The organism is Variovorax terrae (assembly GCF_022809125.1).
In the GTDB taxonomy this organism is placed as follows: domain Bacteria; phylum Pseudomonadota; class Gammaproteobacteria; order Burkholderiales; family Burkholderiaceae_C; genus Variovorax_A; species Variovorax_A terrae.
In genome coordinates this window covers 338,696-362,372 of record NZ_JALGBI010000002.1, presented here as the reverse complement: position 1 = coordinate 362,372, position 23,677 = coordinate 338,696, and the positions used below count along the sequence as shown (strand labels likewise).

Sequence of the window (23,677 nt, the reverse complement as noted above, 5' to 3'; positions counted from 1 at the left end):
CTCTACAATCACCGCCTGCCCATGACCACACTGATCGTCACCCTTCCCCTGTCGCCACCCGGCACGGCCACGGACTACAGCTACGTGCTCACGCCCGACGGCCGCACCATGGCGGCGCATGCCAGCGCCCCGGCGGCCCTGTTGCCGCAGCCCGGCACATCGGGCGCCGAGGTGGTGGCCGTGGTGCCGGTCCGGGCGCTGTCGTGGCACCGGGTGGAGCTGCCCAAGGGCAGCACCGGCAGCACCACGCGGCTGCGCGCCGTGCTCGACGGCCTGCTGGAAGACCGCCTGCTGGACGAACCCGAATCGCTGCACTTCGCGCTCGAGCCGCAGGCCCAGGCCGGCACGCCGGCCTGGGTGGCGGTGTGCGACAAGGCCTGGCTGCACGCCGCGCTGCAGGCCCTGGAGGCCGCAGGCCACCCGGTCTCGCGCATCGTGCCGGAGTTCGCTCCCGATGCCGGCCCGGCGGTGCTGCATGCCCTGGGCGAACCACAGGATGCCTGGCTGGTGAGCACCAGCGGCGAGGGCGTGACCCGGGTGCCGCTCGCGCCGCCGGCGCTGGCCCTGGTGCAGGGCCTGCCCGAAGACACCCCGGTGATGGCCGAGCCCGGCGTCGCCGCGCTGGCCGAGCAACTGCTGCAGCGCCAGGTCACGCTGCGCCAGGCCGCACAGCGCAGCCTGGAGGCCGCGCAAGCCGGCTGGGATCTGGCCCAGTTCGATCTGGCTTCGTCGGGCCGCACGCGCGCGCTCAAGCAACTGACCGCCGGCTGGAACGAGTGGCGGCACGCGCCGCGCTGGCAGGCCGCGCGCTGGGGCGCCGCTCTGCTGGTAGGCGCGAATCTGATCGGCCTCAACGCCTGGGCCTGGAAAGAGAACTCGGCGCTGGCGTCCAAGCGCGATGCCGTTCGCGAGGTGCTGACCACCACGTTCCCCCAGGTCAAGGTGGTGGTGGACGCCCCGGTGCAGATGGAGCGCGAAGTGGCCGCGCTGCGCCAGGCCACGGGCGCCGCCTCGGGCCGCGACCTCGAAGCCATGCTGGGCGCCCTGAGCAGCGCGGTGCCCGCCGACCGCTCCGCCAGCGCCATCGAATTCAGCGCCGGCGAAACGCGCCTCAAGGGCCTGGGCCTGAGCGCGGAAGACATCTCGGCGCTCGCAGGCAAGCTGCAGGCGCAGGGCTATGCCGCGCGCGCCGACGGCGACAGCCTGGTCGTTCGCCAGGAGACCGCGCCATGAAGCTGCCGCCCGCCGTACAAGCCCGCTGGAACGCCCTGGCCGTCCGGGAAAAGAGCCTGCTGCTGGGCGCCGCCGCGCTGGTGGCCGCCGCCCTGCTGTGGTGGCTCGCGCTGGCCCCGGCGCTGCGCACGCTGGGCGCCGCCGAAGCGCAGCACCGCAGCCTCGACGCGCAGCTGCAGCACATGCTCAGCCTACAGGCCCAGGCGCAAGCCCTGCAGTCGCAGCCGAAACTGGGCTACGACGAGGCGCTGCGCGCACTCGAAACCTCAGTCAAGCAGCGGCTGGGCGCCACCGCCCAGCTCAGCGTGCTGGGCGACCGGGCCACGGTCACGCTCCGGGGCACGCCGGCCGATGCGCTTGCGCAGTGGCTGGCGCAGGCCCGCATCAATGCCCGTGCCCTGCCCACCGATGCGCGCCTCACGCGCACCGCGGCCGGCGCGAGCTGGGACGGCACCCTGGTGCTGAGCCTGCCCGCCCGCTGATCCACCGCCCCCCGCATGAGCTCATCGTGGCACGCCTGACCTCCCCCGCCCTGCCCGCATCTCTTTGGCGCTGGGGCTGGGCCGGCCTGGTGGCCGGCGCGCTGCTGGCCCTCGTCCTGTTCGCGCCCGCCCGCTGGCTGGCGGCCGCCGTGCAGCAGGCCTCCGCCGGCCATGTGCTGCTGGCCGAGGCGCGCGGCACGGTCTGGGACGGCTCGGCCCAGCTGGTGCTGGCCGGCGGCGCGGGCAGCCGCGATGCCGCGGCGCTACCCGGCCGCGTGAGCTGGCGGCTGCGTCCGGGCTGGACCGGCCTGACGGCCTTCCTCAGCGCACCCTGCTGCACGCCGCAACCCCTGCAACTGCAGGCCGCGCCGCGCTGGGGCGGCCTGCGGCTGGTGCTGGCCGACGGCCAGTCGCAGTGGCCGGCCGCGCTGCTGGCGGGCCTGGGCACGCCCTGGAACACGCTGCAGCCCGAGGGGGCGCTGATGCTGTCCACGCAAGGGCTTTCAGTAGAATGGATCGAGGGCCGGCTTGCGATGGCAGGACGCGCCCAACTGGAAGCAGCCCGGATCTCGTCGCGCCTGTCCACCTTGAGGCCCATGGGTAGCTATCGCATCACCCTCAACGGAGGTCCTGTGTCGACCCTTCAACTGGACACGCTGGAAGGCAGCCTCCAGCTCACCGGCAGCGGCCGCTGGGTCGGCTCGCGGCTGCGCTTCGAGGGCACGGCCAGCGCCGAGCCCGAGCGCGAGGCGGCGCTGTCCAACCTCCTGAACATCATCGGACGGCGCAATGGCGCGCGCTCCATCATCACCGTGGGCTAAGAAGCACCTCATGAAGCATCGTCTTGCTATTATTTCCATAGCTGTCAGCGTCCTGCTGACGGGGACCCCCGCGGTTTTGCATGCCCAAAAGGCGGGTGAGCCCATCACCCTGAACTTCGTCAACGCCGAGATCGAGGCGGTGGCCCGCACCATGGCCGCCATCACCGGCCGCAACCTGGTGGTGGACCCGCGCGTGAAGGGCACGATCAACCTCTCGACCGAGCGCCCGGTGGCGCCGTCGGTGGCGTTCGACCAGTTCCTCGCGACGCTGCGGCTGTCGGGCTACACGGTGGTGGAAGCCGCCGGCCTGTACAAGGTGGTGCCCGAGGCCGACGCCAAGCTGCAGGGCGGCCCGGTGAACGCCGGCCCCGTCACGCAGGGCGGCAGCCTGATCGTCACGCAGATCTTCAAGCTCAACTACGAGACCGCCAACAACCTGGTGCCGGTGCTGCGCCCGCTGATCAGCCCCAACAACACGATCAACGTGAACCCCGGCAACAACTCGCTGGTGATCACCGACTACGCCGACAACCTGCAGCGCCTGGCCCGCATCATCGCGGCGCTGGACGTGTCCAGCGCCTCCGACGTGGAAGTCATCCCGCTGAAGAACGCCATCGCCTCCGACCTGGTGCCGCTGGTGCAGCGCCTGATCGAATCCGGTGCCGCCGGCGCCGGCGCGGCAGCGGCCGGCCAGGGCCAGTCCGACACCTCGTTCAAGACCACCGTGGTGGCCGAGTCGCGCAGCAATTCGCTGATCCTGCGCGCGGCCAACCCGGCGCGGCTGGCCCAGGTGCGCCTGCTGATCAGCCAGCTCGACCAGCCGGGCGCGCAGGGCGACGGCGGCAACATCCATGTGGTCTACCTGCGCAACGCCGACGCCGTGAAGCTGGCGGCCACGCTGCGCGCGGCCCTCTCGGCCGGATCGATCGGCGGCGCCTCGGGCATCACCGGCACGACGAGCGGCAGCGGCAGCACGCCGCTGTCCAGCACCGGCGTGGGCAACACCAGCGGCATGAACAGCGCCGGCCTGCAATCGTCGGGCCCAAGCCTGAACCAGAACAGCAACCAGCCCTCCACCGGCGGGCAGATCCAGGCCGACCCCTCGACCAACTCGCTCATCATCACGGCTCCCGAGCCGCAGTACCGGCAGTTGCGCGCCGTGATCGACAAGCTCGACGGGCGCCGCGCCCAGGTGCTGGTGGAAAGCATGATCGCCGAGGTCAACGCCAACAAGGCCTCGCAGTTCGGCATCCAGTGGCAGGGCGTGCTGGGCAACAAGGGCGACAGCGCCATTGGCGTGATCGGCACCAACTTCGGCACCGGCAACACCACCAACATCATCGGCCTGGCGACCCAGGGCGCCAGCGGCAGCGTCACGCCCTCGTCGGGCTTCAACTTCGGGCTGTTCAAGAACATCAACGGCGTCTACGTGCTGGGTGCGCTGGCCAACTTCCTGCAGACCACCGGCGACGGCAACGTGCTGTCCACCCCCAACCTGCTGACGCTGGACAACGAGGAAGCCAAGATCCTGATCGGCGAGAACGTGCCCTTCGTGACCGGCCAGTACACCAACAACAACGCCACCGGCAGCGGCACCGTCAACCCGTTCCAGACCATCGAGCGCAAGGACGTGGGCCTGACGCTGCGGGTCAAGCCGCAGATCAACGAGAACGGCACCATCAAGATGGTGATCTACCAGGAAACCTCCGCCGTCAAGGCCGGCACCGAGAACGCCTCCAACGGCCCCACCACCACCAAGCGATCGATCGAATCCACCGTGCTGGTGGACGACGGCTCCATCGTGGTGCTGGGCGGCCTGCTGCAGGACCAGTACTCGGGCAACGAGGACAAGGTGCCCGGCCTGGGCGACGTGCCGGTGCTCGGCAACCTGTTCAAGAGCCAGAGCCGCACGCGCAACAAGACCAACCTGATGGTGTTCCTGCGCCCGGTGGTGGTGCGCGACGCGCAGACCAGCGAAGCCCTGTCGCTGGACCGCTACGGCCTGATGCGCTCCATGCAGCAGAACGCCCAGCCCGTGCAGAGTTCGGTGCTGCAGGTCAACGAGGCCCCGGTGATGCCGCAGCGCGCCGTGCCCGCGCCGGCAGCACCGGCCGCCAAGTAAGAGGCCGCTGCGATGCGCCACCCCCTGCCTTACGCCTTTGCGCGCACCCACCAGCTGCTGCTCGAGGACGACGGCCACGAGCTCACGCTGTGGCACGCCGCCGCGCCCGACGCCGGCGCCTGGGGCGAAGTCCTGCGCAAGTACGAGGTGCGCAGCCTGCAGCAGGCGGAAGCCGCCGCGTTGGCGCAGCGCATCAGCGCCGCCTATGCGCAGGGCGAGTCGAGCGCCGCCACGGTGGTCAGCGAGGTCGAATCCGACGCCGACCTGTCGCGCATGATGCAGGAGCTGCCCGCGGTGGAAGACCTGCTGGAGACCTCCGACGACGCACCCATCATCCGCATGCTCAACGCCCTGCTCACGCAGGCCGCGCGCGACGGTGCCAGCGACATCCACATCGAGCCCTACGAGCGCCATTCCTCGGTGCGCTTCCGGGTCGACGGCACGCTGCGCGAGGTGGTGCAGCCCAACCGGGCGCTGCACGCGGCGCTGATCTCGCGCCTGAAGATCATGGCCGACCTCGACATCTCCGAGAAGCGCCTGCCGCAGGACGGCCGCATCTCGCTGCGCATCGGCACCCGCGCGGTCGACGTGCGCGTCTCCACGCTGCCCAGCGCCCACGGCGAGCGCGCCGTGCTGCGCCTGCTCGACAAATCGGGCGAGAAGATCAGCCTCGAAGCCGTGGGCATGCAGGGCGACGTGCTGGCCCGCTTCAAGGGCCTGATCGCCCAGCCGCACGGCATCATCCTGGTGACCGGCCCCACCGGCTCGGGCAAGACCACCACGCTGTACGCCGCGCTGAGCTGCCTGGACGCCGGGCGCAGCAACATCATGACGGTGGAAGACCCGATCGAGTACGAGCTGCCCGGCATCGGCCAGACCCAGGTCAACGCCAAGATCGACCTCACCTTCGCCAAGGCCCTGCGCGCCATCCTGCGGCAGGACCCGGACGTGATCATGATCGGCGAAATCCGCGACTTCGAGACCGCGCAGATCGCGATCCAGGCCTCGCTCACGGGCCACCTGGTGCTGGCCACGCTGCACACCAACGACGCCGCCAGCGCCATCACGCGCCTGACCGACATGGGGGTGGAGCCATTCCTGCTGAGCTCGTCGCTGCTCGGCGTGCTGGCCCAGCGCCTGGTGCGCAAGCTGTGCGTGCATTGCCAGGGCGCGGGCTGCACGGAATGCGGCCATACCGGCTACGCGGGCCGCACCGGCGTGTTCGAGATGCTGGTGACCGACGAGGACATCCGCGCCCAGATCCACAACCAGGCATCGGAGGCGGAGATCCGCAACACCGCCCTCAAGACCGGCATGACGCTGATGCGCGACGACGGCGAGCGCCTGGTGCGCGCCGGCATCACCTCGCGCGAAGAGTTGGTGCGCGTCACGCGCGACTGAGCCCGCAGTCCGCCCCATGCCCGCCTATTCCTTCGAAGCACTCGACGCCCAGGGCCAGACCCGCAAGGGCGTGATGGAGGCCGACACCGCCAAGGCGGCGCGCGGCCTGCTGCGCGCGCAGTCGCTGGTGCCGCTGTCGGTCGCGCCGGTCGCCACCGGCGGCGCGCAGGCAGCCAACGAGGGCCGCTTCGGCCTCCACAGCACCCTGTTCGCCGCGCGCGTGTTCAGCACCACCGGCCTGGCCATCTGGACGCGCCAGCTCGCGGGCCTGGTGTCGTCCGGCCTGCCGCTGGAGCGCGCCCTGACGGCGCTGACCGACGAGGCCGAGGACGAGAAGCAGCGCAACCTGGTGGCGGCGCTGCGCGCCGAGGTCAATGCCGGCGCCGCCTTCGCCAAGGCGCTGTCGCAGCACCCGCGCGAGTTCTCGCCGATCTACACCGCCGTGATCGGCGCCGGCGAGCAAAGCGGCAACCTCGGCCTGGTGCTGGAACGCCTGGCGGACGACCTCGAAGAGCGTCAGGCGCTCAAGGCCAAGCTGGTGGGCGCGGCGCTCTATCCGGCCATCGTGACGATGGTGGCCATCGTGATCGTGCTGTTCCTGGTGGGCTATGTGGTGCCGCAGGTGGCCAACGTGTTCGCGGGCACCAAGCGCGCGCTGCCGGTGCTGACGGTGGCCATGCTGGCCGTCAGCGACGGCGTGCGCCACTACGGCTGGGCCATGCTGATTGCTATAGTTTTGATAGCTATCGGCGTCCGCTACGCCTTGACCATCGACACATTCCGCGAGAAATTCGACGCCGCGTGGCTGAACCTGCCGCTGGTGGGCAAGCTGGCGCGCGGCTACAACGCGGCGCGCTTCGCCAGCACGCTGGCCATGCTGGCGGCCGCCGGCGTGCCCATCCTCAAGGCCCTGCAGGCCGCGGCCGAGACGCTGTCCAACCGCGCCATGCGCGCCGATGCGCTGGACGCGCTGGTGCTGGTGCGCGAGGGCGCGCCGCTGGCCTCGGCCATGGCGCAGAAGAAGCGCTTTCCCGGGCTGGTGGGCATGTTTGCCCGGCTCGGCGAACAGACCGGCACGCTGCCGCTGATGCTGCAGCGCGCCGCCACCCAGCTCAGCACCGAAGTGCAGCGCCGCGCCATGCAGCTGGCCACCATCCTGGAGCCGCTGCTGATCGTGGCCATGGGCCTGGTCGTGATGCTGATCGTGCTGGCCGTGCTGCTGCCGATCATCCAGCTCAACCAGTTCGTCCGGTAGGCCATGGCTGCCACGCTCGCCAACCAGCTCGTTGTCGCGATCTCCTCGCGCGCGCTGTTCGACTTCGAGGAGGAGAACCGCGTCTTCGAGCAGAGCGACGACCACGCCTACATGAAGCTGCAGCTCGAGCGCCTGGAGCAGCCGGCCAAGCCCGGCGTGGCGCATTCGCTCGTGAAGAAGCTGCTGGCCTTCAACGGCGACGCCAAGCGCGTGGAGGTGGTGATCCTCTCGCGCAACGACCCGGTGTCGGGCCTGCGCGTGTTCCGCTCGGCCCAGGCCAGCAAGCTCAAGCTCGAACGCGGCGTGTTCACCAAGGGGCGCGAGCCCTACAAGTACCTGCGGCCGCTGCAGGCCAACCTGTTCCTCTCGGCCAACCCGGCCGACGTGCGCGCCGCGCTCAACGAGGGCTTTGCCGCGGCCACGGTGCACACCGGCGCCGCGCGCGCCAGTGGCAGCTACCCCGACGAAGTGCGCATCGCCTTTGACGGCGACGCCGTGCTCTTTTCCGACCAGGCCGAGCAGGTCTACCAGCGCGCCGGCCTGGAGGCCTTTCAGAGCCACGAGAAGCGGCGCGCCGCCAAGCCGCTGCCGCCCGGCCCCTTCAAGCCGCTGCTGCAGGCGCTGCACCAGCTGCAGCAGGACGGCGCCGCGGGCATGCGCATCCGCACCGCCCTGGTCACCGCGCGCAGTGCGCCGGCCCACGAGCGCGCAATCCGCACCCTGATGGACTGGAACATCCAGGTCGACGAGGCCATGTTCCTCGGCGGCCTGGCCAAGGGCGCCTTCCTGCGCGAGTTCGAGCCCGACTTCTTCTTCGACGACCAGCCCGGCCACGTGGACTCCGCCGCCGAGCATGTGCCGGCCGGCCATGTCGCCAGCGGCATCAGCAACCCCGGCTGAACGGGCCCGGCCCCCGCGGGATTTCAGCCCCGCTTAAGCCAGCCTCCGCTACGATGGGGCCACCCGTGACGGGCCCCACCGCTTGCAAGGATTCTTCCGTATGGCTTCTTCCGCTTCTCCTGGCCGGCTGGCCGCTTTCACGCAGACCGCGCGCCGCATCTGGGCGCTGGTGCTGCCCTACTTCCAGTCCGACCAGAAGTGGAAGGCGCGCGGCCTGCTGGCCGCGATCATCGTGCTCAACCTCGCCGCGGTCTACATGCTGGTGCAGCTCAACGACTGGAACCGCGTGTTCTACGACGCCCTGCAGAACAAGGACCAGCCGGTGTTCTGGCAGCAGCTCGGGCGCTTCAGCTACCTGGCCTTCGCCTACATCATCATCGCGGTCTACCGCTTCTACCTGACGCAACTGCTCGAGATGCGCTGGCGCGCCTGGATGACCGAGCACTACCTGCAGCGCTGGCTCTCGCACCATGCGTTCTACAAGCTCGAACTGGCGCGCTTCTCGGGCAAGGACGGCACCTCGCCCGACAACCCCGACCAGCGCATCCAGGAAGACCTGAACCTGTTCACCAGCTACACGATCGGGCTGAGCATGGGCCTGCTCAATGCCGTGGTCACGCTGGCGAGCTTCGTCGGCATCCTGTGGAGCCTGAGCGGCGGCTTCAGCTTCCACTTCAACGGCAGCACCTACGAGATCGCGGGCTTCATGGTCTGGATGGCCGTGTTGTACTGCGTGGCCGGCAGCATCGCCACCCACTACATCGGCCGCCCGCAGATCGCCCTGAACTACCGGCAGCAGCGCTTCGAGGCCGATTTCCGCCACCACATGGTGCGGGTGCGCGAATACAGCGAGGCCATCGCGCTGGACCGCGGCGAGACCGTCGAGCGCCAGCAGCTCGACACGCGCTTCTCCGCCGTGCTGGGCAACTACCTGCGGCTGCTCAAGGCGCAGAAGAATCTGGTGTGGTTCACCAACTTCTTCGGCCAGGCCGCCGTCGTGTTTCCCTTCATCGTGGCGGCGCCGCGCTTCTTCAGCGGCGCCATCCAGCTCGGCGAACTGATGCAGATCGCCTCGGCCTTCGGCCGCGTGCAGGACTCGCTGGGCTGGTTCGTGGACAACTACAGCTCGCTCGCCAGCTGGCGCGCCACGACCGACCGTTTGACCCATTTTGAAGAGAGTATTGCGGCGGCAGTCCAGGAGAATCGGTCGTTGGATGCTATTGATTCGATAGCACCCGGCCAGTCGCTGCAGACACGGGACCTGACGCTCGGGCTGCCGACGGGCGAGCGCCTGCTGTCGGGCGTGGCGTTGAGCGCCGCGCCCGGCGATGCGGTGCTGATCCAGGGGCCGTCGGGCAGCGGCAAGTCCACGCTGTTCCGCGCCTTCGCGGGCATCTGGCCGTTTGCACAGGGCTCCGTGCAGCGGCCCGAAGGCTTCGCCGGCCATGCCATGTTCATCCCGCAGCGCCCCTATTTCCCGGACGGGCGGCTGCGCGACGCGCTGGCCTACCCCGAGCCCGCCGCCCGCTACAGCGACGAAGCGCTGCAGCATGCGCTGGCTGACGCGCAGCTGCCGCAGCTGGCGCGGCGGCTCGATGACGAGGATGCCTGGGGCCAGAAACTCTCGGGCGGCGAGCAGCAGCGGCTGGCCATCGCGCGCGTGCTGCTCAAGCAGCCGTCCTGGCTGTTTGCCGACGAAGCCACCAGCGCGCTCGACGCCGCCACCGAGCAGGCGGTCTACGAGAAACTGCGAGCCCAGGTGCAGCACGCCGGCGGCGCCATGGTCTCCATCGCACACCGCCCCGGCGTGGCGAGCTTCCACAACCGGCGCTGGGTCCTGGAGAAATCCCCCGAAGGCGCAGCCGCGCTCTACCAGCTCAGAGAAGGCCCGGCCTGAGCCGGGGAGCCCGGCGCCGCCGGCCTCATGGCAATGGGGGCGTCGGCGCGGCGGCGACGTAACGCTCCCAGCCCCGCGCGCGCAGCTCGCAGGCCGGGCACCGGCCGCAGCCATAGCCCCAGGCCTGGCGATGCTCGCGGTCGCCCAGGTAGCAGGTGTGGGTGTGCTCGACGATCAGTGCCACCAGCGCCGGGCCGCCGAGATCATGGGCCATGCGCCAGGTGGCGGCCTTGTCGATCCACATCAGCGGGGTCTCGATCAGGAAGCGGCGGTCCATGCCCAGCGACAGCGCCAGCTGCATGGCCTTCATGGTGTCGTCGCGGCAGTCGGGGTAGCCCGAGAAATCGGTCTCGCACACGCCGGTGACGATCACCTCCAGCCCGCGGCGGTAGGCCAGCGCCGCGGCCAGCGTGAGGAACAGCAGGTTGCGCCCCGGCACGAAGGTATTGGGCAGCCCGCCCTCCTCCATCCTGAACGCCATGTCGCGCGTAAGGGAGGTCTCGCTGACCTGGCCCAGCACGGCCAGATCCAGCAGATGGTCCTCGCCCAGCCGCGGCGCCCACTGGGGAAACTGCTGCCGGATCTGCGCCAGCACGGCCAGCCGCGCCTGCAGTTCCACGCTGTGGCGCTGGCGGTAGTCGAAGGCCACCGTTTCCACGCGCTCATATTTCGAAAGCGCCTGGGCCAGGCAGGTGGTGGAGTCCTGGCCTCCGGAAAAAAGAACGAGAGCGGTGGTGTGCATGGCGTGAACGGGGTGCGTATCCCGTCCCGATTGTGCCGCGCCCGGCCAGCGGCCGCGCCGGCCGGTGCTACAGCTCGCTCGCGTCCTTGAGCAGGCGCGGCTTGTAGATCACCCGGATGGCGCAGCGGCTGGCCGCCTCGGTGTGGCTCGCGATGATGTCCAGATCGCCGGCCACCCAGGAGGCCACGCTGGAGGCCGGTCCGCCGTCGGGCCTGTCGCCGGCCGCCAGTTCCGGCCCATGCAGCTGCCGCAGCGAAGCCACCAGTTCCTCGAACACCGGCTTCGTCCCGCACTGCGGCTGTGGGGCGGCGAGGCGTTGCTCCACCTGCTGCAACTGCCGGTTCTTGTTGAAATAGAACACCGTCTCGAACGACGCGCCGGCCAGCGGGGTTTCGGGCAGCACCCACAAGCCGCGCGTGCCGCCTGCCAGGCGCTCGGGCTTGCGCAGGCGCTGCACGGCGGGCAGCGCCGCCTGCAATTCGGCCTCGGTCATGCCATAGGCGGCGGCGCCCCACAAGGCCTGGGCCCAGGCGGGCAGCGCAGCGCCCAGCACCGCGAGGCCGCAGGCAAGACGGCGCAGCAGGAACAGCAGCGGCGCGGCACGCATACGGGTCGTGGCGAATCGGGCGTTCAGCCCGGCCGGCCCTGCACCAGGTCGATGCGCCGGTGCAGGCGCGCGGCTTCTGCCGTGTCGCCCGCCTGCTCGGCCAGCCTCGCCTGCACCATCAGCCACGCCAGCAGGGGCCGTTGCCAGCCCTGGGCCGAAGCGGTGTCCGCCGCCACGGCGATCATCGCCGGGCTGGCGCGGCCGGCCTGGAACAGCACGCCAGCCGCCACCAACCGGGACAGCGGATCGGCAATGGCCTGCAGCGTGGCCGCATTGGCCGCGGCCGACGCGGCGCCGCGCTGGGCTTCGGGCAGCAGGCCGATGTCTTGCGGCCGCAGTTGCGCGGCCAGATAGTCGGCATAGGCGCGCTCGGCCGCTGGCGCGTCCTGGCGCAGCGTCTCGAAACCGGCGCAAGGCTCCACCACGAGACTGGCCACGCGGCTGGCGCAGCGCAATAGCTCCACGCGGGCGACCAGTTCCACCCGGCCCGTGCGGGCGGTTTCAGCGCGGGCCTTGGCGAACTCGGCGCCTTCCACACGCATGTCGCCCTCGAAGTACGCCACGACGAAGCGCTCCATCGAGCCCTTGGCGTTCATCTGCCAGTCGGGCGCCGGCGGATGGCCCGCACAGGCCCCGAGCAGCAGGGCCAGCGCCGCCGGCAACGCGCGCCTCATCCTGGGAGCCAGGAAGGTCAGGCTCGTCATGGCAGCTTCAACTCCGTGTCGCGCGCGAAGGGCCATTTGCGGTTGACTTCGTTGACCAGGCCCTCGACCTTGCGCAGGTTGACCTCCACCTCGGCACGCAGCGCGCCGAGGTCGGCGCTTGCGTCGCGCGCATTGGCGCTCACGGCCTGCGCATCCTGCAGCACGGCATCCACCTTCTTCAGGCTGGTGCGGGCCTCGCCAAGCAAGGTGTTGAGCTGCACGATGGTGGCCCGGGTCTCCGGCATCACGCCGCCCGGCCCGAACACCTGGGTGTCGGCCCTCGCGGCCAGCCCGTCCACGCGGGCCAGCAGCGCATTGGTGCGGTCCAGCGTGGTCATCAGCTTGCGGGTGTCCGCCTCGTTGCCCAGCAGCACGCCGAGCGCGCCTTGCGGGCCCTTGAGCTTCTCGGTCACGGCCTGCACATTGCCGAGGCTGGCGTCGAGCGGGCTGTCCTTGGCCGTCAGGGCATTGAGGTTCTGAATCAATTCCTTCGCCGCCGCCACCAGTTGGGGAATCTCCGCCGTGGTGTCGCCGCGCAGCACCGGGCGCACCGCTCCGTCGGGCAGCGGCGGATCCGTGAGCATGCCGGTGAAGGCGCGGATGTTCGTGCCGCCCACCAGGCCCCGCACCAGCGTGAAGATGCTGGACTGGCGCAGCCAGTGCGCGTCCTTCTTCGGCACGTCGATGAGGATGCGGGCATTGCCCTCTTCGGACAACTCGATGCGGCGCACGCGGCCGATCGGGAATCCCGAGAACGTCAGGTCCATGCCGACCACCACGCCCTCGGAGTCATCGGCCACCAGCACCAGCTCCTGGGTGGGCTCGAACGCGCCGCGCGCGTACAGCAGGTAGAGCGTGGAGCCGCACACCAGCAGCAGCATGAACAGCAGCAGCAGCGCGGCCAACATCACCGTGGAAAAGATGCCCGCCACCACGCGCGGCAGCAGTTCGCGGCGCACCGGGTCCAGGCCCTGGCGGCGCAGCGCCTCGAGTTCGCCGCGGCGGCGCATGGCCGACAGCTCGGCGCCATTGGGAATGGTGCAGCGCAGGGCCACGAACAGCGCCGCGGTCAGGGGAATCAGCTCCAGCACCAGCACGCGGATCACCATCTCGAGCGCGTACTGCGACAGGCCGTAGCTCAGCGCTGTGACCACCACGATGCGTGTCAGCACCAGGCTGATCAGCGCGCACAGCACGGTGAACCAGAGCAGGATGGGCGCCGTGTCCAGGTACATGTGGCGCGCCAGCGCCTGCCGGTTGCCCCGGCTGTAGCTCGAAGGCGAGAGCGCCAGCACGATGATCAGCGCGCCGAAATGCACGATGCGCCACCAGCCCGCCAGCCACACAAGAGCCGCCCGCCCCATCTGCACCAGCGCCTCGTGCCACGAAACAATCCGGAGAATCATGACGGCATGATAACGATGAGGCGGCTCGCGGGGCGCCCCGCCCAGACGCAAGCAATTGCAACAGGAACGGCGCCCCTACCCTGCCCGGCGCAGTGTCAGGTTGATGCGGTAGTTCCCCAGCAAGGGATGGTGGCCGGGCTGCAGCGGCAGCACGCCGTGGTAGCGCAGCCGGGCCGGCCCGCCCCACACCACGATGTCGCCATGCGCCAGCGGCACGCGCGTGGCCCGGTCCGTTCTGGCCAGGCCGCCAAACAGGAAAACAGCCGGCAGCCCGAGCGACACCGACACGATGGGTGCAGTGTGGTCCCGCTCGTCCCGGTCCTGGTGCAGAGACAGCCGGGCCCCCGGCTCATAGCGGTTGATCAGACAGGCATCGGGGATGAAGCCCTCGAAACCCGCCTCGGCGGCAGCCCGCCCGGCCAGCCGCAGCCACGAGGCCGGCAGGCTCGGCCAGGCCAGGCCGCTTCGGGGATCGCGGTCCACGTAGCGGTACCCTGCCAGATCGCTCACCCAGCCCAGGGCGCCGCAGTTGCTCGTGGCAACCGACATCGGCCGCCCGCCCGGCGTGACCATGTGCCTCAGCGGGGCGCGGGCCAGCAACTCGTGCACGGCTGACAGCAGCGCAGCCTCGTCCGGCAAGGCGCCTCGGCGCAGCACGAAGGCGCCCGGCCCCAGCGACTCCCGCTGCGCGCTGCCATCGGGCTCGAACAGATCCATCGTCATGTGCGGCCTCTCATGCGGCATCGTGGAAGATGATGCCCGCCATGTGCCGGCGACCCAAGCGGACGCGGCTGACGCCATGCCGCAGGTTGGCCCGGTAGACGCCCCGCGCGCCCTGCACCGGCTGGTGATGCACCGCGATCACGGTGGCCCGGAAAGAATCGGCCAGGGTGGCGGCCACACGTGCTTCATGGTTCCGGACCATGATGCACACCGGCCTTCCGGCGATGTGTTGTTCAACCATGGTGTGACTGTAGCCATCGCCGGCGGTTCATGCACTCCGGGTCTTGCGCTTGGATGCGGCCGTTCGCGCCGCGGCTGCAAGGCAATCTCTTGGGCCAGGCCGACGAAACTTCACAAAGCTCGCATCTCGCCGGCGCAACGGCGCGTGGCCGCGAAAGAGGCTGATCGGCCCGGGGACAGCTTCAGGCGGGAATCAAAAGGGCCATCTGGCGCTCAATCGTCCTGCTCCTGAACCGCCAGCGCCCCTGCGGGTCTTGTTCGAACCGGTCCAGCACGTCACTCACCCGCAGTCGGACGGGCTGATCGGAGCCGGATGACTCGAAGGTCAGCTGCACCGCTGTCCCTGCATACGCACCGTCGCCCAGCGCATCGATACGCAAGTTCGACAGTGCGTGCCGCGTCTTCCTCTGGGGGCTTGCGAAGCGATGCCGACAGTCCTGCTCGATCTCAGCGCGGCCATGGAGCTTCAGCTCGTTGACCGTCAGTGTCCCATCGGGGAGAAATAGCTCCGAGAGCTCCGCCGCGAGGCACCGGTCCGCCGCCCAGGCGAAATCGCTGATCAGCCGCTGGATAGCGAAAACGTCTATGCCACTCATTGAGCCGCGGGCGCGTTCAGTTCGAGTTGCAATACGGGTGTCATCGTCCGCTTGACGAAGTGGCAGCGGCCGCTCTCGTCGAAGGCGACGATGTCGTCGTGGTCGCCCATGTTGAGGACGCCCTTCCGAGCGGCGCCCGAGTCCAGGGCGATAACGACCACAAGCGATCTGACGCGGTACTGGTTGTCTCCCAGGCTGTCGATCTTGATGTTGCTGCCGAAGTGCCGGGCCTCGCGTCCCTTTTCGCGCCGCATCTGGGCGAGCTCGAGCAGCAGGTTGGCGACGCCCTGCCGGCCTTCGGCGTAGCGCTGCGGCGTCTTGAATATGGCTTGCTCGGCCAGCAAGTCGGCCACAGACTCGCCACGGTCAACGCGGCCGAAGAAGTCGTCGATCAGCTCTGTGATGCTGACGCGGATTACGGGGTCGTTCTGGAGAAGGGGGTTCTTGCTCACGGTAGGTGGTTCCGGGGTGTTGATGTCTTGCTCAGCGTTGCAGTTCGTTGAGTTCCTGCGGCTGGACCTTGAGTTCGTCGCGGATGAACTTGGTGACGGCGAGAACTTCGGTATCCATGTCGGCACGGAACTGCGCGGCGGAGGTGCCGGAATCGACCGACATGTCCAGTGTTGCCAGCCACTTGAGCATTTCGGGGTCCTGCAGGACTGCTCGTGCGTGGCCGCGTATCTTCTCCACCAGGTCAGCCGGCATCTTGGCGGGGCCAAGCAAGCCCAGCCAGCTGTCCCGGCGGGTAAAGAAATTGTCAAAACCGGATTCCGCGAACGTGGCGATCTGCGGCAATACCGGCGAACGGCTGGGCCCCATGATGGCCAGCGCGCGGGCCTTGCCCTGTGCAATGAGCGGCCCCGCCTGGCCGACCGAGGTGAACGCCAAGGTGATCTGGTTTGCCAGCATGTCGTTCATGGCCGGAGGCGTGCCGCGATAGGGCACGTTGGTCAGCTTCACGCCCGCCTTGCTGGCCACGCTTTCCATGACCAGTTGCGGAAAAGAACCCGTGCCGAACGAGCCATACGTGAGCGGCGCGCTCGCTGCCCGGGCCTCCTCGACAAACTCCCGGAGGTTCGTGCTCTTGTAGCTGCTGTGAATGAGCAGTACCGGGTAGCTACGCACCAGCTTCATGATCGGCGTGAAGTCGGTGCGTGGGTTGTAGCTCACCCTCATCGTCGCCGGCGTGGTAACCAGCGGGTCCGCCACGGTGAGCAGCAGCGTGTAGCCGTTGGGCGGGGCGCGCAGCACTTCGCTCGCACCGATCGCTCCACCCGCTCCGGTCTTGTTGTCGATGACCACGCTGCCCTTCATTCGTGCGGACAGTGAATCAGCCAGCTTTCGCCCTACCGCGTCGAATACCGACCCGGCCGGAAAGGGCGCGACCAGGCGCACCGGCGAGCTCGGATAGGCGCTGATCGTGTCCTGCGCCATGCCGAGGGTTGGCGCCGCCGCCCATCCCGCGCCGATGCATAGCAGTTGTCTGCGTGTGTGGTGCATACCGTGTCTCCTCATGAGTTGTCGTGCTTGCTGCCGTCGCCGAAACCGCGACGCCAGCCAATCCTTTCTAGGTCGGGGATGTCCGAGCCCGACTCGCGGCTGACCCGGCGGATTTCCGCCGGGTCGGGAAGCTTCTCCACCGCTTCGAGCTGAGGCAATGCGAGTGCCCCGGCGGGCCGGCCCATGAACTTGAACAGCCCGACGTTGTTGTTGATGGCGGGAAATTCCTTGCTTGCCGTCACGGTCAACGAGAACATGCGCGTGACGGGCGCCGCAGAAACGAACCAATGCATCCGGCCGCAGGGCATGAAGATCATCGAGTCCTTGGGCACGTCGTAGGGGACGCCTTCCACCCACGCCGTGAGATGGCCTTCGATGATGAAGAAGATCTCATGCTCATACAGGTGAATGTGCGGCGGCGGGCCGACGTGCTCGGGGATGTTGCCCTCCCAGATGCAGCAGGTGTTGTCGACCTCCTTGCCCTGCGCGTACATGACGATGAGCTGGCCTTCGTACCAGAGCGCCCGGTCCAGCGAGCGACTGGAGACGAACGGCTGAAGAGGCTCATAGTTCTCCAGGCCGCCACGCTCGGCGCGAAGCCTGGCTGATTCCGCTTTCCAATCCATGTTTCTGTTCCAACGTGAAGTTGACGTGAATGACCGCCGCAGTGATTTATGAACTATATCGTCAAAATGACAATACAGTACATTACCAATTTCATTCAATGGAAATCCCGACCTCCAGATGGTCTGCAACAATCGGCGCCATGGCACCCAGGAAACCTCTTCAAGGCAGGGCAAGAATCGGCGAGATCAAGCGTGAGAAAACACGCGCCGCACTCATCCAGGTCGCCCTTCAGGTCATCTCGGAAAAGGGCTTTGATGCCCCGACGATCGACGACTTCATCGAAGCGGCTGAAGTCGCTCGGGGAACGTTCTACAACTACTTCAAGAGCCGCGACGAGTTGCTGATCGCGGCGGCAGCCCATGTGGCTGACAGCGTGGACCAGGAAATTCTCCCGCTGTTCGCCCTGGCTGGCGACCCGGCGCAAAGGGTAGCCATTGCCATCCGAAAATTCATCGAAATGAGCGTGAGCCATCCGCACCAAGGCGGCTTGCTTGTCAGGATGATCCCCTTGTCGGGCGGCGCCGTGAGCGATGAAATGCGGCGCGGTGTCCTGGAAGACCTGGAAAACGGGAAGAAGCTCGGCCGGTTTCATTGGCGGTCTCTGCAGGCGGCGCTGGCCTTGAGCATGGGCACCATTACCTTGGCCATCCGTGCAGCGATCTCCGAGCCGACTCCCGTGAACTTTCCGGAACTGATCGCCGCCATGGTGCTGCAGGGACTCGGAATGCCCGCGAAGGAAGCGCAGCGCATCGCCGCGTTGCCGCTGCCTCGGCCGCCTGCCTAGTGCGCCAGGCCGGGGTCGGCCACAAGCCGAGCGGACTCGATGCCATAAACCGCGCAGGCTTCATCGTTGTCCGGCATATCCCCGCTGACACCCACGGCGCCCAGCACGGCACCCGCCGCATTGCGGATCAGCACGCCGCCGGGAACTGGAATCATGCGCCCTTGCGAAACGCTGGCCAGCGCGGTGAAGAATGCCGGCGCCTTCTCTGCCCGTTGCGCGAGCGACCGGCTGCCATGCCCCATCCCCAACGCGCCCCATGCCTTGCCGTAGGCGATGTCGGGCCGCAGGATGCCCGAGGTATCTTCGCGCTTGAGCACGACCATGTGTCCGCCAGCATCGAGAACAGCGAAAGTCAAGGGATTCAGGCCCAGCTCGCGGGCATGGCGCAGGCCCGCGTCCACCACCTGGGTGGCTTGGTCAAGAGTAATGGTTGTCACGACTGCTTCCTTTCGCGGAATTGAAATTGGATGTGCAATGCGCGCACGCGGCATCGCTGGTCTTGGCCAGGCCTGACCAGAATGCGAAGTCGTCGACAATGGGGCAGGCGTCGGTGATCCTGTGGTTCGCAAGACGCAGAACGACAGCCTGCCCGGTCTTGACCGAAGGCCCGATGCAGCCGAGCAAGCCGAAGGCATCAGAGCAGCTCACCTGGTAGCGAAGGACAGCGCTGCCCTCTTCCGCGATCAGCTCATCGACCGTCGCGTGCCATCCCGGGAAAAGCTCGTGCAGGCGCCCCAGACGCTGCGAAGAAAGCGCGCCGAGCAGCGGGCCGTCCAGCATCTTTTCCAGATGCGTCGAGTCGTTTGCGTTCAGCCGATCGATCAGCCGTTTGACGAGTGTCCTGGTATCGAGGGGTCGCTCTTGCGCCACGTGCGACATTGCCCCGACGTGCAGCATGCTCTGACATCGCTGGCAGGTAGCGGCACCAGGCACCGACGCGATCAGCCCCGGCTGCGTATCGGCCTCGGCGATGGCCAGGCCGCACAGCGTGTGATTGAGGCCTTCAACGTGCCCCGCAAGAACGTGCGTGCTGTTGAGCAGCGTGAGACAGCTCACCATGGCGTCAGACCAGGGCTGCCCGCTGCCACTGCGGCCGGGAGGCAAGAATCGACGAAACGATGTCGTCCGCCGCGGCTTGCGCCTTCGCATAGGCCTCGGCTCGCCTGTCAGCGCTCATGTTGACGCCTTCAACCCGCACGATATCGATGTGCGCGATGCCCAGCGTCTTCAACGCGGCAAGCAGGTATCTCTCCTGGAAGTCCCTCGCGCGCCCCTCTTCGCTCAGCGAATACAGGCCGCCGCGGCTGGAGGCAACAATCACGCGGACATTGGACACAAGGCCCACGATCCCTCGCTCTGCGTACCGGAACGTGCGGCCCGGTTGCGAGATCCGGTCGATCCATGCCTTGAGTTGAGTTGGAAGGGAGAGGTTGTAGAGCGGCGCCCCGATGACCACGATATCTGAAGCAAGAAACTGCTCGATGTGGGCGTCAGTGACAGCTCGCTCCCTCCGCTGCTGCGGGGTCAGCTCAGCCTCTGGCCGGCGGTACGCGAGGTAGACATCCTGAGTCAGGTGCGGCGGCGGATCACGCGCGAGATCCTTGTGAAGGATATTGCAACCCGGATATCGCTCCTGCAATAACGCGACGACCATTGCCGACAGTTTTCTGGAATTCGATGTTTCGAACATCGGACTGGAGTCAATATGCAGGATATTCATCAAAGAAAGAGGTGGTGAATTCTCCGTCCCATGCTAGCCATGGCGCATGAAAGGAGCCAATACCGGATGCATGGCGAAATCCATACATCAAACGTATGAAAAGTGAGGCGGTCGCGGCCCTGGACGACCGCCGCCCTGAGCGCGGCCCGTCATCCAGTGGCTGCAACCGGCCACGCTAATGCCTTCGCGTGGCGGTTCGAATCGCGTCGTGCTTCGCTCAGAAGAAATGGCGAACACCCAGCGCGTAACTCGTGCCCCTGGCCTCGACGGCGGGCGCCACGGTGCCAGCCGCGCGATTGCGGTCATTGCGCAGCAAGACATAGAGGTCGGTCCGCTTGGACAGGCTGTAGGCGTAGCCGACCGAAGCCAGGCTGCGCTTCGACGCAAACCTCTCGTCGCCCTTGCGGGAGCCGTAGCCGACCATGACCCTGCCGGCACCGACGGGAACCAGCGCGCTGATATCCCATACCTTGTGGGTGATGTTGTCGTCGGCGGTCGTTGCGGTGGCGCTGCCGTCGCTCTTGATCTGGCCGAGATGGCCGAACAGCTTCACCGTCTGGAAATCATAGGAGACGCCAGCCAGCGTGTTCTTGGTATTGTTGCTGGTCGTTCCGTCGGAAAACGTGATGGGATCCTTCTTGACATCGGAGTAGGCCAAGGATGCAGTGAACGGCCCTCCCGCATACGCCACGCGCCCGCCGACGTTGCCACCGCCGGAGCCTTCAGAGAGTGACTTTTGGAGGTTGAAGTTGAAGCCGCCAAGACTGGGCGAGTCGTAGGCAATGCTGTTGCTCCAGCCCGTGCCACCGGCCAGAGGCGAGCCGATGAACATCAGCAGGTTGATCGGTGAAAACGACGTCGAGTCGCCGAACGCGTTGGAGGACGTCGAGCTGATGAAGATCGCGGTGGTGATCTGCCCCAGGCGCACCCGACCCAGGGTATTGCTGCCCAGGCCGACGAACGCGGCCTTGGACCAGAACGGGTCGGCCCCCACATTGACCGCCGAGCACGCGGGCGCGGGTGCCGGCGGACCGGCGCAGATCGCGTCGCTGCGGCCGGGTTGCCCGGTGTCGTTTCGGATGAAGCTCTGCAGTTCGAAGTTGGCGGAGAGACCGCCGCCCAGGTCCTCCGTACCACGCACGCCGAAATAGCTGGTGGACAGGCCGCTGGCATCCTGGCGCGTTATCGTGGTATCGGCCGGTGTCACACCGGCCGCCGCCCCCTTGTAGCGACCAATATTGGCGTCAAGCAGGCCGAACAGCGTCACCGAACTCTGCGCGTGCGCGGAACTGGCCAAGCCCAGCAGAAGCAAGGCGAGGGTATTGGGTTTCGAAATCAGTTTCTTCATCTGTGTCTCCAGGTTGTCGAGGCAAACGGTGTGTTGCAACAAGCAGCCGCCTCCATACCTCCGCGGCCGCCAGCCATGGTCGGCCGCCCGGCTCCATAGATGAAGACCTATTCGTCCGGTTCCTTTTGATGAAACTTTGATATCTGCTGTCCACGCCCTCGCAACAGGCAAAGAACCCGTTCTGCTGCCATACATTGCGATCAATGCAAATCGAGGAAACAACGCAATGAGCCTGCCCAGAATCGGCCGCTACGGCGCCGGAAGAGATCTGTTGAGTTTTGAAACCCCACCCGAAGGCGTGGTGCCCGAGATCGTGAGCGTGGTGGCCCAGGACGGCGGAAAGTCCAAGGGCGTGCTCTACCGCAGGCGCAGCGAAAGGACGCTGGTATGCATCCTGCACCCCCGCGGCGACATGACGCGCCACTACGCGATCCCTGCACTGGTGGAGGGCGGCTACGCGGTGTTCGCGCAAGAGAGCCGCTGGCCGGGCAACGACGTGGCCGCCAGCCATGAACTGCTGCTGGCCGATGTCGCGGCGATGATGGTCAGCATGCGCAGCCGCGGCTTCGAGAAGGTGGTGCTGCTCGGCTACAGCGGTGGCGGCTCCATCTTCAGCTTCTACCAATCGCAGGCCGTGACACCGATCGGCCAGCGCCTCGCGGACACCGCCGCCGGAGACCCGTTCGACCTCAATGGATTCAACATGCCGCCGGCCGACGGCATCATGTTCATTGCGTCTCACCTGGGCGCGGGCAAGACCATGCTGAGCGAGATCGACCCATCGGTCACCGATGAAAGCGATCCGCTGTCCCTGGACCCCGAACTCGACATGTACAACCCCAGGAACGGCTTCAAGGAACCACCGGCGTTAAGCAGCTACAGCCGCGAGTTCCTCGCGCGGTATCGGGAGGCGCAGAGCGCGCGCGTAGCCCGCATCGATGCCATCGCCCGCGGCTATATCGAGGAGCAGCGCTACTTCCAGGAGATCGCGCGCCAGCCCGATTTCGAGAAACTGCCGGCTGAGCGCCGGGCCTTCGTGCTGCGCCGCGCGCTGCTGGGCCGCTTCATGAACGTCTACCGCACCGATGCGAACCCGGCGGTGACCGACCTGTCGATCGACCCATCCAAGCGCACCTACGGCTCCATCATGTCGGTGCGCCCGGACCTGTCCAACTATACCGAGGCCGGCTTTGCCAAGAATCTCACGCCACGCGCCTGGCTGAGCCTGTGGTCCGGCCATGCCTCGCGCGCCTCGGTGCTGGACAACCTGCCCAGGGTCGACGTGCCCACGCTGGTGATGGATTACACCGGCGACAGCGCGATTCACCCCCTCAATGCCGAAACCATCTACGCGCAATCGCCTGCCGCCGACAAGGAAATTGCGCACGTGGACGGTGATCACTTCGGCCTGCCGCTGCCCTCGGCGCCCGATCAGGGCGGGCGCGAAGCGGCGCTGCGGATCGTCGTTACCTGGCTGCAAAAGCGCTTTCCTTCATGATCCACCACCTCTCCATCGCCGCGCGCAATCCGCGCAACGTGGCCACCGTGTTTGCCGACATCTTTGGCGGCGGCCTGGTTATTCCCTTCCGCCCCAATCAGGGCAGCTTCATGGTGTTCCAGCTCGACGACGTCGGCACCGAGATCGAGATCCACCCACTGGGTACCACGCTTGATCCCGGCGCACCCGGCTTCGTCCATGCCACGCGCGACAGCGGGCGCACAGCCACTCATTTCGCGCTGAGCGTACCGGCGAGCACGGAGCAGATCCTCGAAATCGCCGCACGCCAGGGCTGGCTGTGCCGGCGCACGCAGCGCGCAGAGTTCCCGTTGGTGGAGCTGTGGATCGAGAACGAGGCCCTGTGCGAACTGCTGCCGCCCGACTGCGCGGCGCAATACCTGGAAGTCAACCGTGCCATGAAGGCCGGTGTGCTGCAAGAGCGGGCCCAAGCCGCGAAAGGAAAACAATGAGCAACGAACGCATCGCCGACGTCCCCGTCGACGGCCTGTTTCTGGATCGCTGGTCACCGCGCGCCTTCGACCCCGCCTTCGAACTCACCGAAGCCAGCCTGCATCCGCTGTTCGAAGCGGCGCGCTGGGCGCCATCGGCTTTCAACTGGCAACCCTGGCGGTTTGCCTTCGCGCTACGCCAGGAGCCGCGCTGGACAGAGTTCGTCGACCTGCTGATGCCATTCAACGCCATGTGGGCAAAGAATGCCTCGGCACTGATCTTCGTCGCGTCGGAGACGCACATCAAGCTGCCGATGGCCGAGGCGTTGTCGCCCTCGCACAGCCACGCCTTCGACACCGGTGCGGCCTGCGCCTTGCTCGCGCTGCAGGCCCGGCGCGAGGGCCTGTACACGCACACCTTGAACGGCATCCACATGGATCGCATCAAGACCCAGCTGGGCGTGCCCTCAACTCAGCGTGTGGAGGCGGCCATGGCCATTGGCAAGCTCGGCGACCGCGCCAGCCTGCCGGAGCGCCTGCAGGCACGGGAAACGCCAAGCGGCCGCAAACCAGTTGCGGAGTTCGCGGTGAAGGCTCGCTTCCAGGATTGAGCAACGCACAC

26 protein-coding genes are annotated in these 23,677 nt (G+C 67.6%); 12 read left to right on the top strand and 14 right to left on the bottom strand.

Annotation, left to right across the window (positions count from 1 at the left end):
- The first annotated feature begins 21 nt into the window (after positions 1-21).
- The 8 genes from gspL (at position 22) to MMF98_RS17080 (ending at position 10,111) form a co-directional block, all read left to right on the top strand.
- Positions 22-1,233: a type II secretion system protein GspL gene (gspL, locus tag MMF98_RS17115; protein WP_243307921.1), complete on the top strand. Its 1,212-nt coding sequence runs from the start codon at positions 22-24 to the stop codon at positions 1,231-1,233.
- Positions 1,230-1,715 (top strand): type II secretion system protein GspM, encoded by a 486-nt coding sequence (gene gspM / locus MMF98_RS17110; protein WP_243307920.1) that lies wholly within the window; start codon positions 1,230-1,232, stop codon positions 1,713-1,715. Before gspL ends, gspM begins: the two co-directional genes overlap by 4 nt.
- A gap of 23 nt (positions 1,716-1,738) precedes the next feature.
- Entirely contained in the window at positions 1,739-2,536 is a 798-nt protein-coding gene (gene gspN / locus MMF98_RS17105; RefSeq protein WP_423837651.1) for a type II secretion system protein N, read from the top strand.
- Positions 2,537-2,546: 10 nt separating this feature from the next.
- Positions 2,547-4,658 (top strand): type II secretion system secretin GspD, encoded by a 2,112-nt coding sequence (gene gspD / locus MMF98_RS17100; protein WP_243307917.1) that lies wholly within the window; start codon positions 2,547-2,549, stop codon positions 4,656-4,658.
- A 12-nt stretch (positions 4,659-4,670) separates the two neighbouring features.
- On the top strand, positions 4,671-6,059 hold the full coding sequence (locus MMF98_RS17095) for a GspE/PulE family protein (RefSeq protein ID WP_243307916.1): 1,389 nt from the start codon (positions 4,671-4,673) through the stop codon (positions 6,057-6,059).
- 16 nt (positions 6,060-6,075) lie between these two features.
- The gene (gene gspF, locus MMF98_RS17090; RefSeq protein WP_243307915.1) at positions 6,076-7,314 is read left to right on the top strand and encodes a type II secretion system inner membrane protein GspF; all 1,239 of its coding nucleotides are present in this window, start codon (positions 6,076-6,078) and stop codon (positions 7,312-7,314) included.
- Between the two features lie 3 nt (positions 7,315-7,317).
- A complete protein-coding gene (locus tag MMF98_RS17085) occupies positions 7,318-8,214 on the top strand; it encodes a 5'-nucleotidase (RefSeq protein WP_243307914.1) in 897 nt (298 codons plus the stop codon).
- 100 nt (positions 8,215-8,314) lie between these two features.
- Positions 8,315-10,111, top strand: coding sequence for an ABC transporter ATP-binding protein/permease (locus tag MMF98_RS17080; protein ID WP_243307913.1), 1,797 nt, complete (start codon positions 8,315-8,317; stop codon positions 10,109-10,111).
- A 25-nt stretch (positions 10,112-10,136) separates the two neighbouring features.
- Here the strand turns inward: MMF98_RS17080 and queC are convergent, their stop codons facing one another.
- The 10 genes from queC to MMF98_RS17025 form a co-directional block, all read right to left on the bottom strand.
- Positions 10,137-10,853, bottom strand: coding sequence for a 7-cyano-7-deazaguanine synthase QueC (gene queC / locus MMF98_RS17075; RefSeq protein ID WP_243307912.1), 717 nt, complete (start codon positions 10,851-10,853; stop codon positions 10,137-10,139).
- Positions 10,854-10,920: 67 nt separating this feature from the next.
- Positions 10,921-11,460 carry a hypothetical protein gene (locus MMF98_RS17070; protein WP_243307911.1) on the bottom strand — a complete coding sequence of 180 codons (540 nt, stop codon included), beginning with the start codon at positions 11,458-11,460 and terminating at the stop codon, positions 10,921-10,923.
- Positions 11,461-11,483: 23 nt separating this feature from the next.
- Positions 11,484-12,164, bottom strand: a complete 681-nt coding sequence (locus tag MMF98_RS17065; protein WP_243307910.1) for a hypothetical protein — start codon at positions 12,162-12,164, stop codon at positions 11,484-11,486.
- Entirely contained in the window at positions 12,161-13,399 is a 1,239-nt protein-coding gene (locus MMF98_RS23815) for an ABC transporter permease (protein ID WP_423837649.1), read from the bottom strand. Before MMF98_RS23815 ends, MMF98_RS17065 begins: the two co-directional genes overlap by 4 nt.
- Before the next feature lie 246 nt (positions 13,400-13,645).
- Complete coding sequence (alkB, locus tag MMF98_RS17050) at positions 13,646-14,293, bottom strand: DNA oxidative demethylase AlkB (RefSeq protein ID WP_243307909.1); 648 nt, start codon at positions 14,291-14,293, stop codon at positions 13,646-13,648.
- A 10-nt stretch (positions 14,294-14,303) separates the two neighbouring features.
- Positions 14,304-14,495, bottom strand: coding sequence for a 2OG-Fe(II) oxygenase (locus MMF98_RS17045; RefSeq protein WP_279343735.1), 192 nt, complete (start codon positions 14,493-14,495; stop codon positions 14,304-14,306).
- A 220-nt stretch (positions 14,496-14,715) separates the two neighbouring features.
- On the bottom strand, positions 14,716-15,129 hold the full coding sequence (locus MMF98_RS17040) for a nuclear transport factor 2 family protein (protein WP_243307907.1): 414 nt from the start codon (positions 15,127-15,129) through the stop codon (positions 14,716-14,718).
- Complete coding sequence (locus MMF98_RS17035; RefSeq protein WP_243307905.1) at positions 15,126-15,581, bottom strand: nuclear transport factor 2 family protein; 456 nt, start codon at positions 15,579-15,581, stop codon at positions 15,126-15,128. Before MMF98_RS17035 ends, MMF98_RS17040 begins: the two co-directional genes overlap by 4 nt.
- A gap of 31 nt (positions 15,582-15,612) precedes the next feature.
- A complete protein-coding gene (locus MMF98_RS17030; RefSeq protein ID WP_243307903.1) occupies positions 15,613-16,629 on the bottom strand; it encodes a Bug family tripartite tricarboxylate transporter substrate binding protein in 1,017 nt (338 codons plus the stop codon).
- A gap of 11 nt (positions 16,630-16,640) precedes the next feature.
- Positions 16,641-17,255, bottom strand: coding sequence for a cupin domain-containing protein (locus MMF98_RS17025; RefSeq protein ID WP_243307902.1), 615 nt, complete (start codon positions 17,253-17,255; stop codon positions 16,641-16,643).
- Positions 17,256-17,284: 29 nt separating this feature from the next.
- Here MMF98_RS17025 and MMF98_RS17020 point away from each other — a divergent pair, with 29 nt between their 5' ends.
- Positions 17,285-18,040 carry a TetR/AcrR family transcriptional regulator gene (locus MMF98_RS17020; protein ID WP_243307901.1) on the top strand — a complete coding sequence of 252 codons (756 nt, stop codon included), beginning with the start codon at positions 17,285-17,287 and terminating at the stop codon, positions 18,038-18,040.
- Here MMF98_RS17020 and MMF98_RS17015 read toward each other — a convergent pair.
- The 4 genes from MMF98_RS17015 to MMF98_RS17000 all read right to left on the bottom strand — a co-directional run bounded on the left by MMF98_RS17015 (position 18,037) and on the right by MMF98_RS17000 (position 21,108).
- A complete protein-coding gene (locus MMF98_RS17015; protein WP_243307900.1) occupies positions 18,037-18,477 on the bottom strand; it encodes a GlcG/HbpS family heme-binding protein in 441 nt (146 codons plus the stop codon). The two genes, MMF98_RS17020 and MMF98_RS17015, sit on opposite strands and share 4 nt — an antisense overlap.
- Entirely contained in the window at positions 18,458-19,099 is a 642-nt protein-coding gene (locus tag MMF98_RS17010) for a nuclear transport factor 2 family protein (RefSeq protein ID WP_243307899.1), read from the bottom strand. Before MMF98_RS17010 ends, MMF98_RS17015 begins: the two co-directional genes overlap by 20 nt.
- A 4-nt stretch (positions 19,100-19,103) precedes the next feature.
- Positions 19,104-19,760 (bottom strand): FMN-dependent NADH-azoreductase, encoded by a 657-nt coding sequence (locus MMF98_RS17005; RefSeq protein ID WP_243307898.1) that lies wholly within the window; start codon positions 19,758-19,760, stop codon positions 19,104-19,106.
- 217 nt (positions 19,761-19,977) lie between these two features.
- The gene (locus tag MMF98_RS17000; RefSeq protein ID WP_243307897.1) at positions 19,978-21,108 is read right to left on the bottom strand and encodes a porin; all 1,131 of its coding nucleotides are present in this window, start codon (positions 21,106-21,108) and stop codon (positions 19,978-19,980) included.
- 226 nt (positions 21,109-21,334) lie between these two features.
- Between MMF98_RS17000 and MMF98_RS16995 the strand changes: the two genes are divergently transcribed.
- Genes MMF98_RS16995 through MMF98_RS16985 form a run of 3 tightly spaced genes read left to right on the top strand, consistent with a single transcriptional unit; the run spans position 21,335 to position 23,666 of the window.
- Positions 21,335-22,606 carry an alpha/beta fold hydrolase gene (locus tag MMF98_RS16995; protein WP_243307896.1) on the top strand — a complete coding sequence of 424 codons (1,272 nt, stop codon included), beginning with the start codon at positions 21,335-21,337 and terminating at the stop codon, positions 22,604-22,606.
- Complete coding sequence (locus MMF98_RS16990) at positions 22,603-23,076, top strand: hypothetical protein (protein WP_243307895.1); 474 nt, start codon at positions 22,603-22,605, stop codon at positions 23,074-23,076. The genes MMF98_RS16995 and MMF98_RS16990 overlap by 4 nt, the downstream gene beginning before the upstream one ends.
- Positions 23,073-23,666 (top strand): nitroreductase family protein, encoded by a 594-nt coding sequence (locus MMF98_RS16985; RefSeq protein WP_243307894.1) that lies wholly within the window; start codon positions 23,073-23,075, stop codon positions 23,664-23,666. Before MMF98_RS16990 ends, MMF98_RS16985 begins: the two co-directional genes overlap by 4 nt.
- Positions 23,667-23,677: the final 11 nt, after the last annotated feature.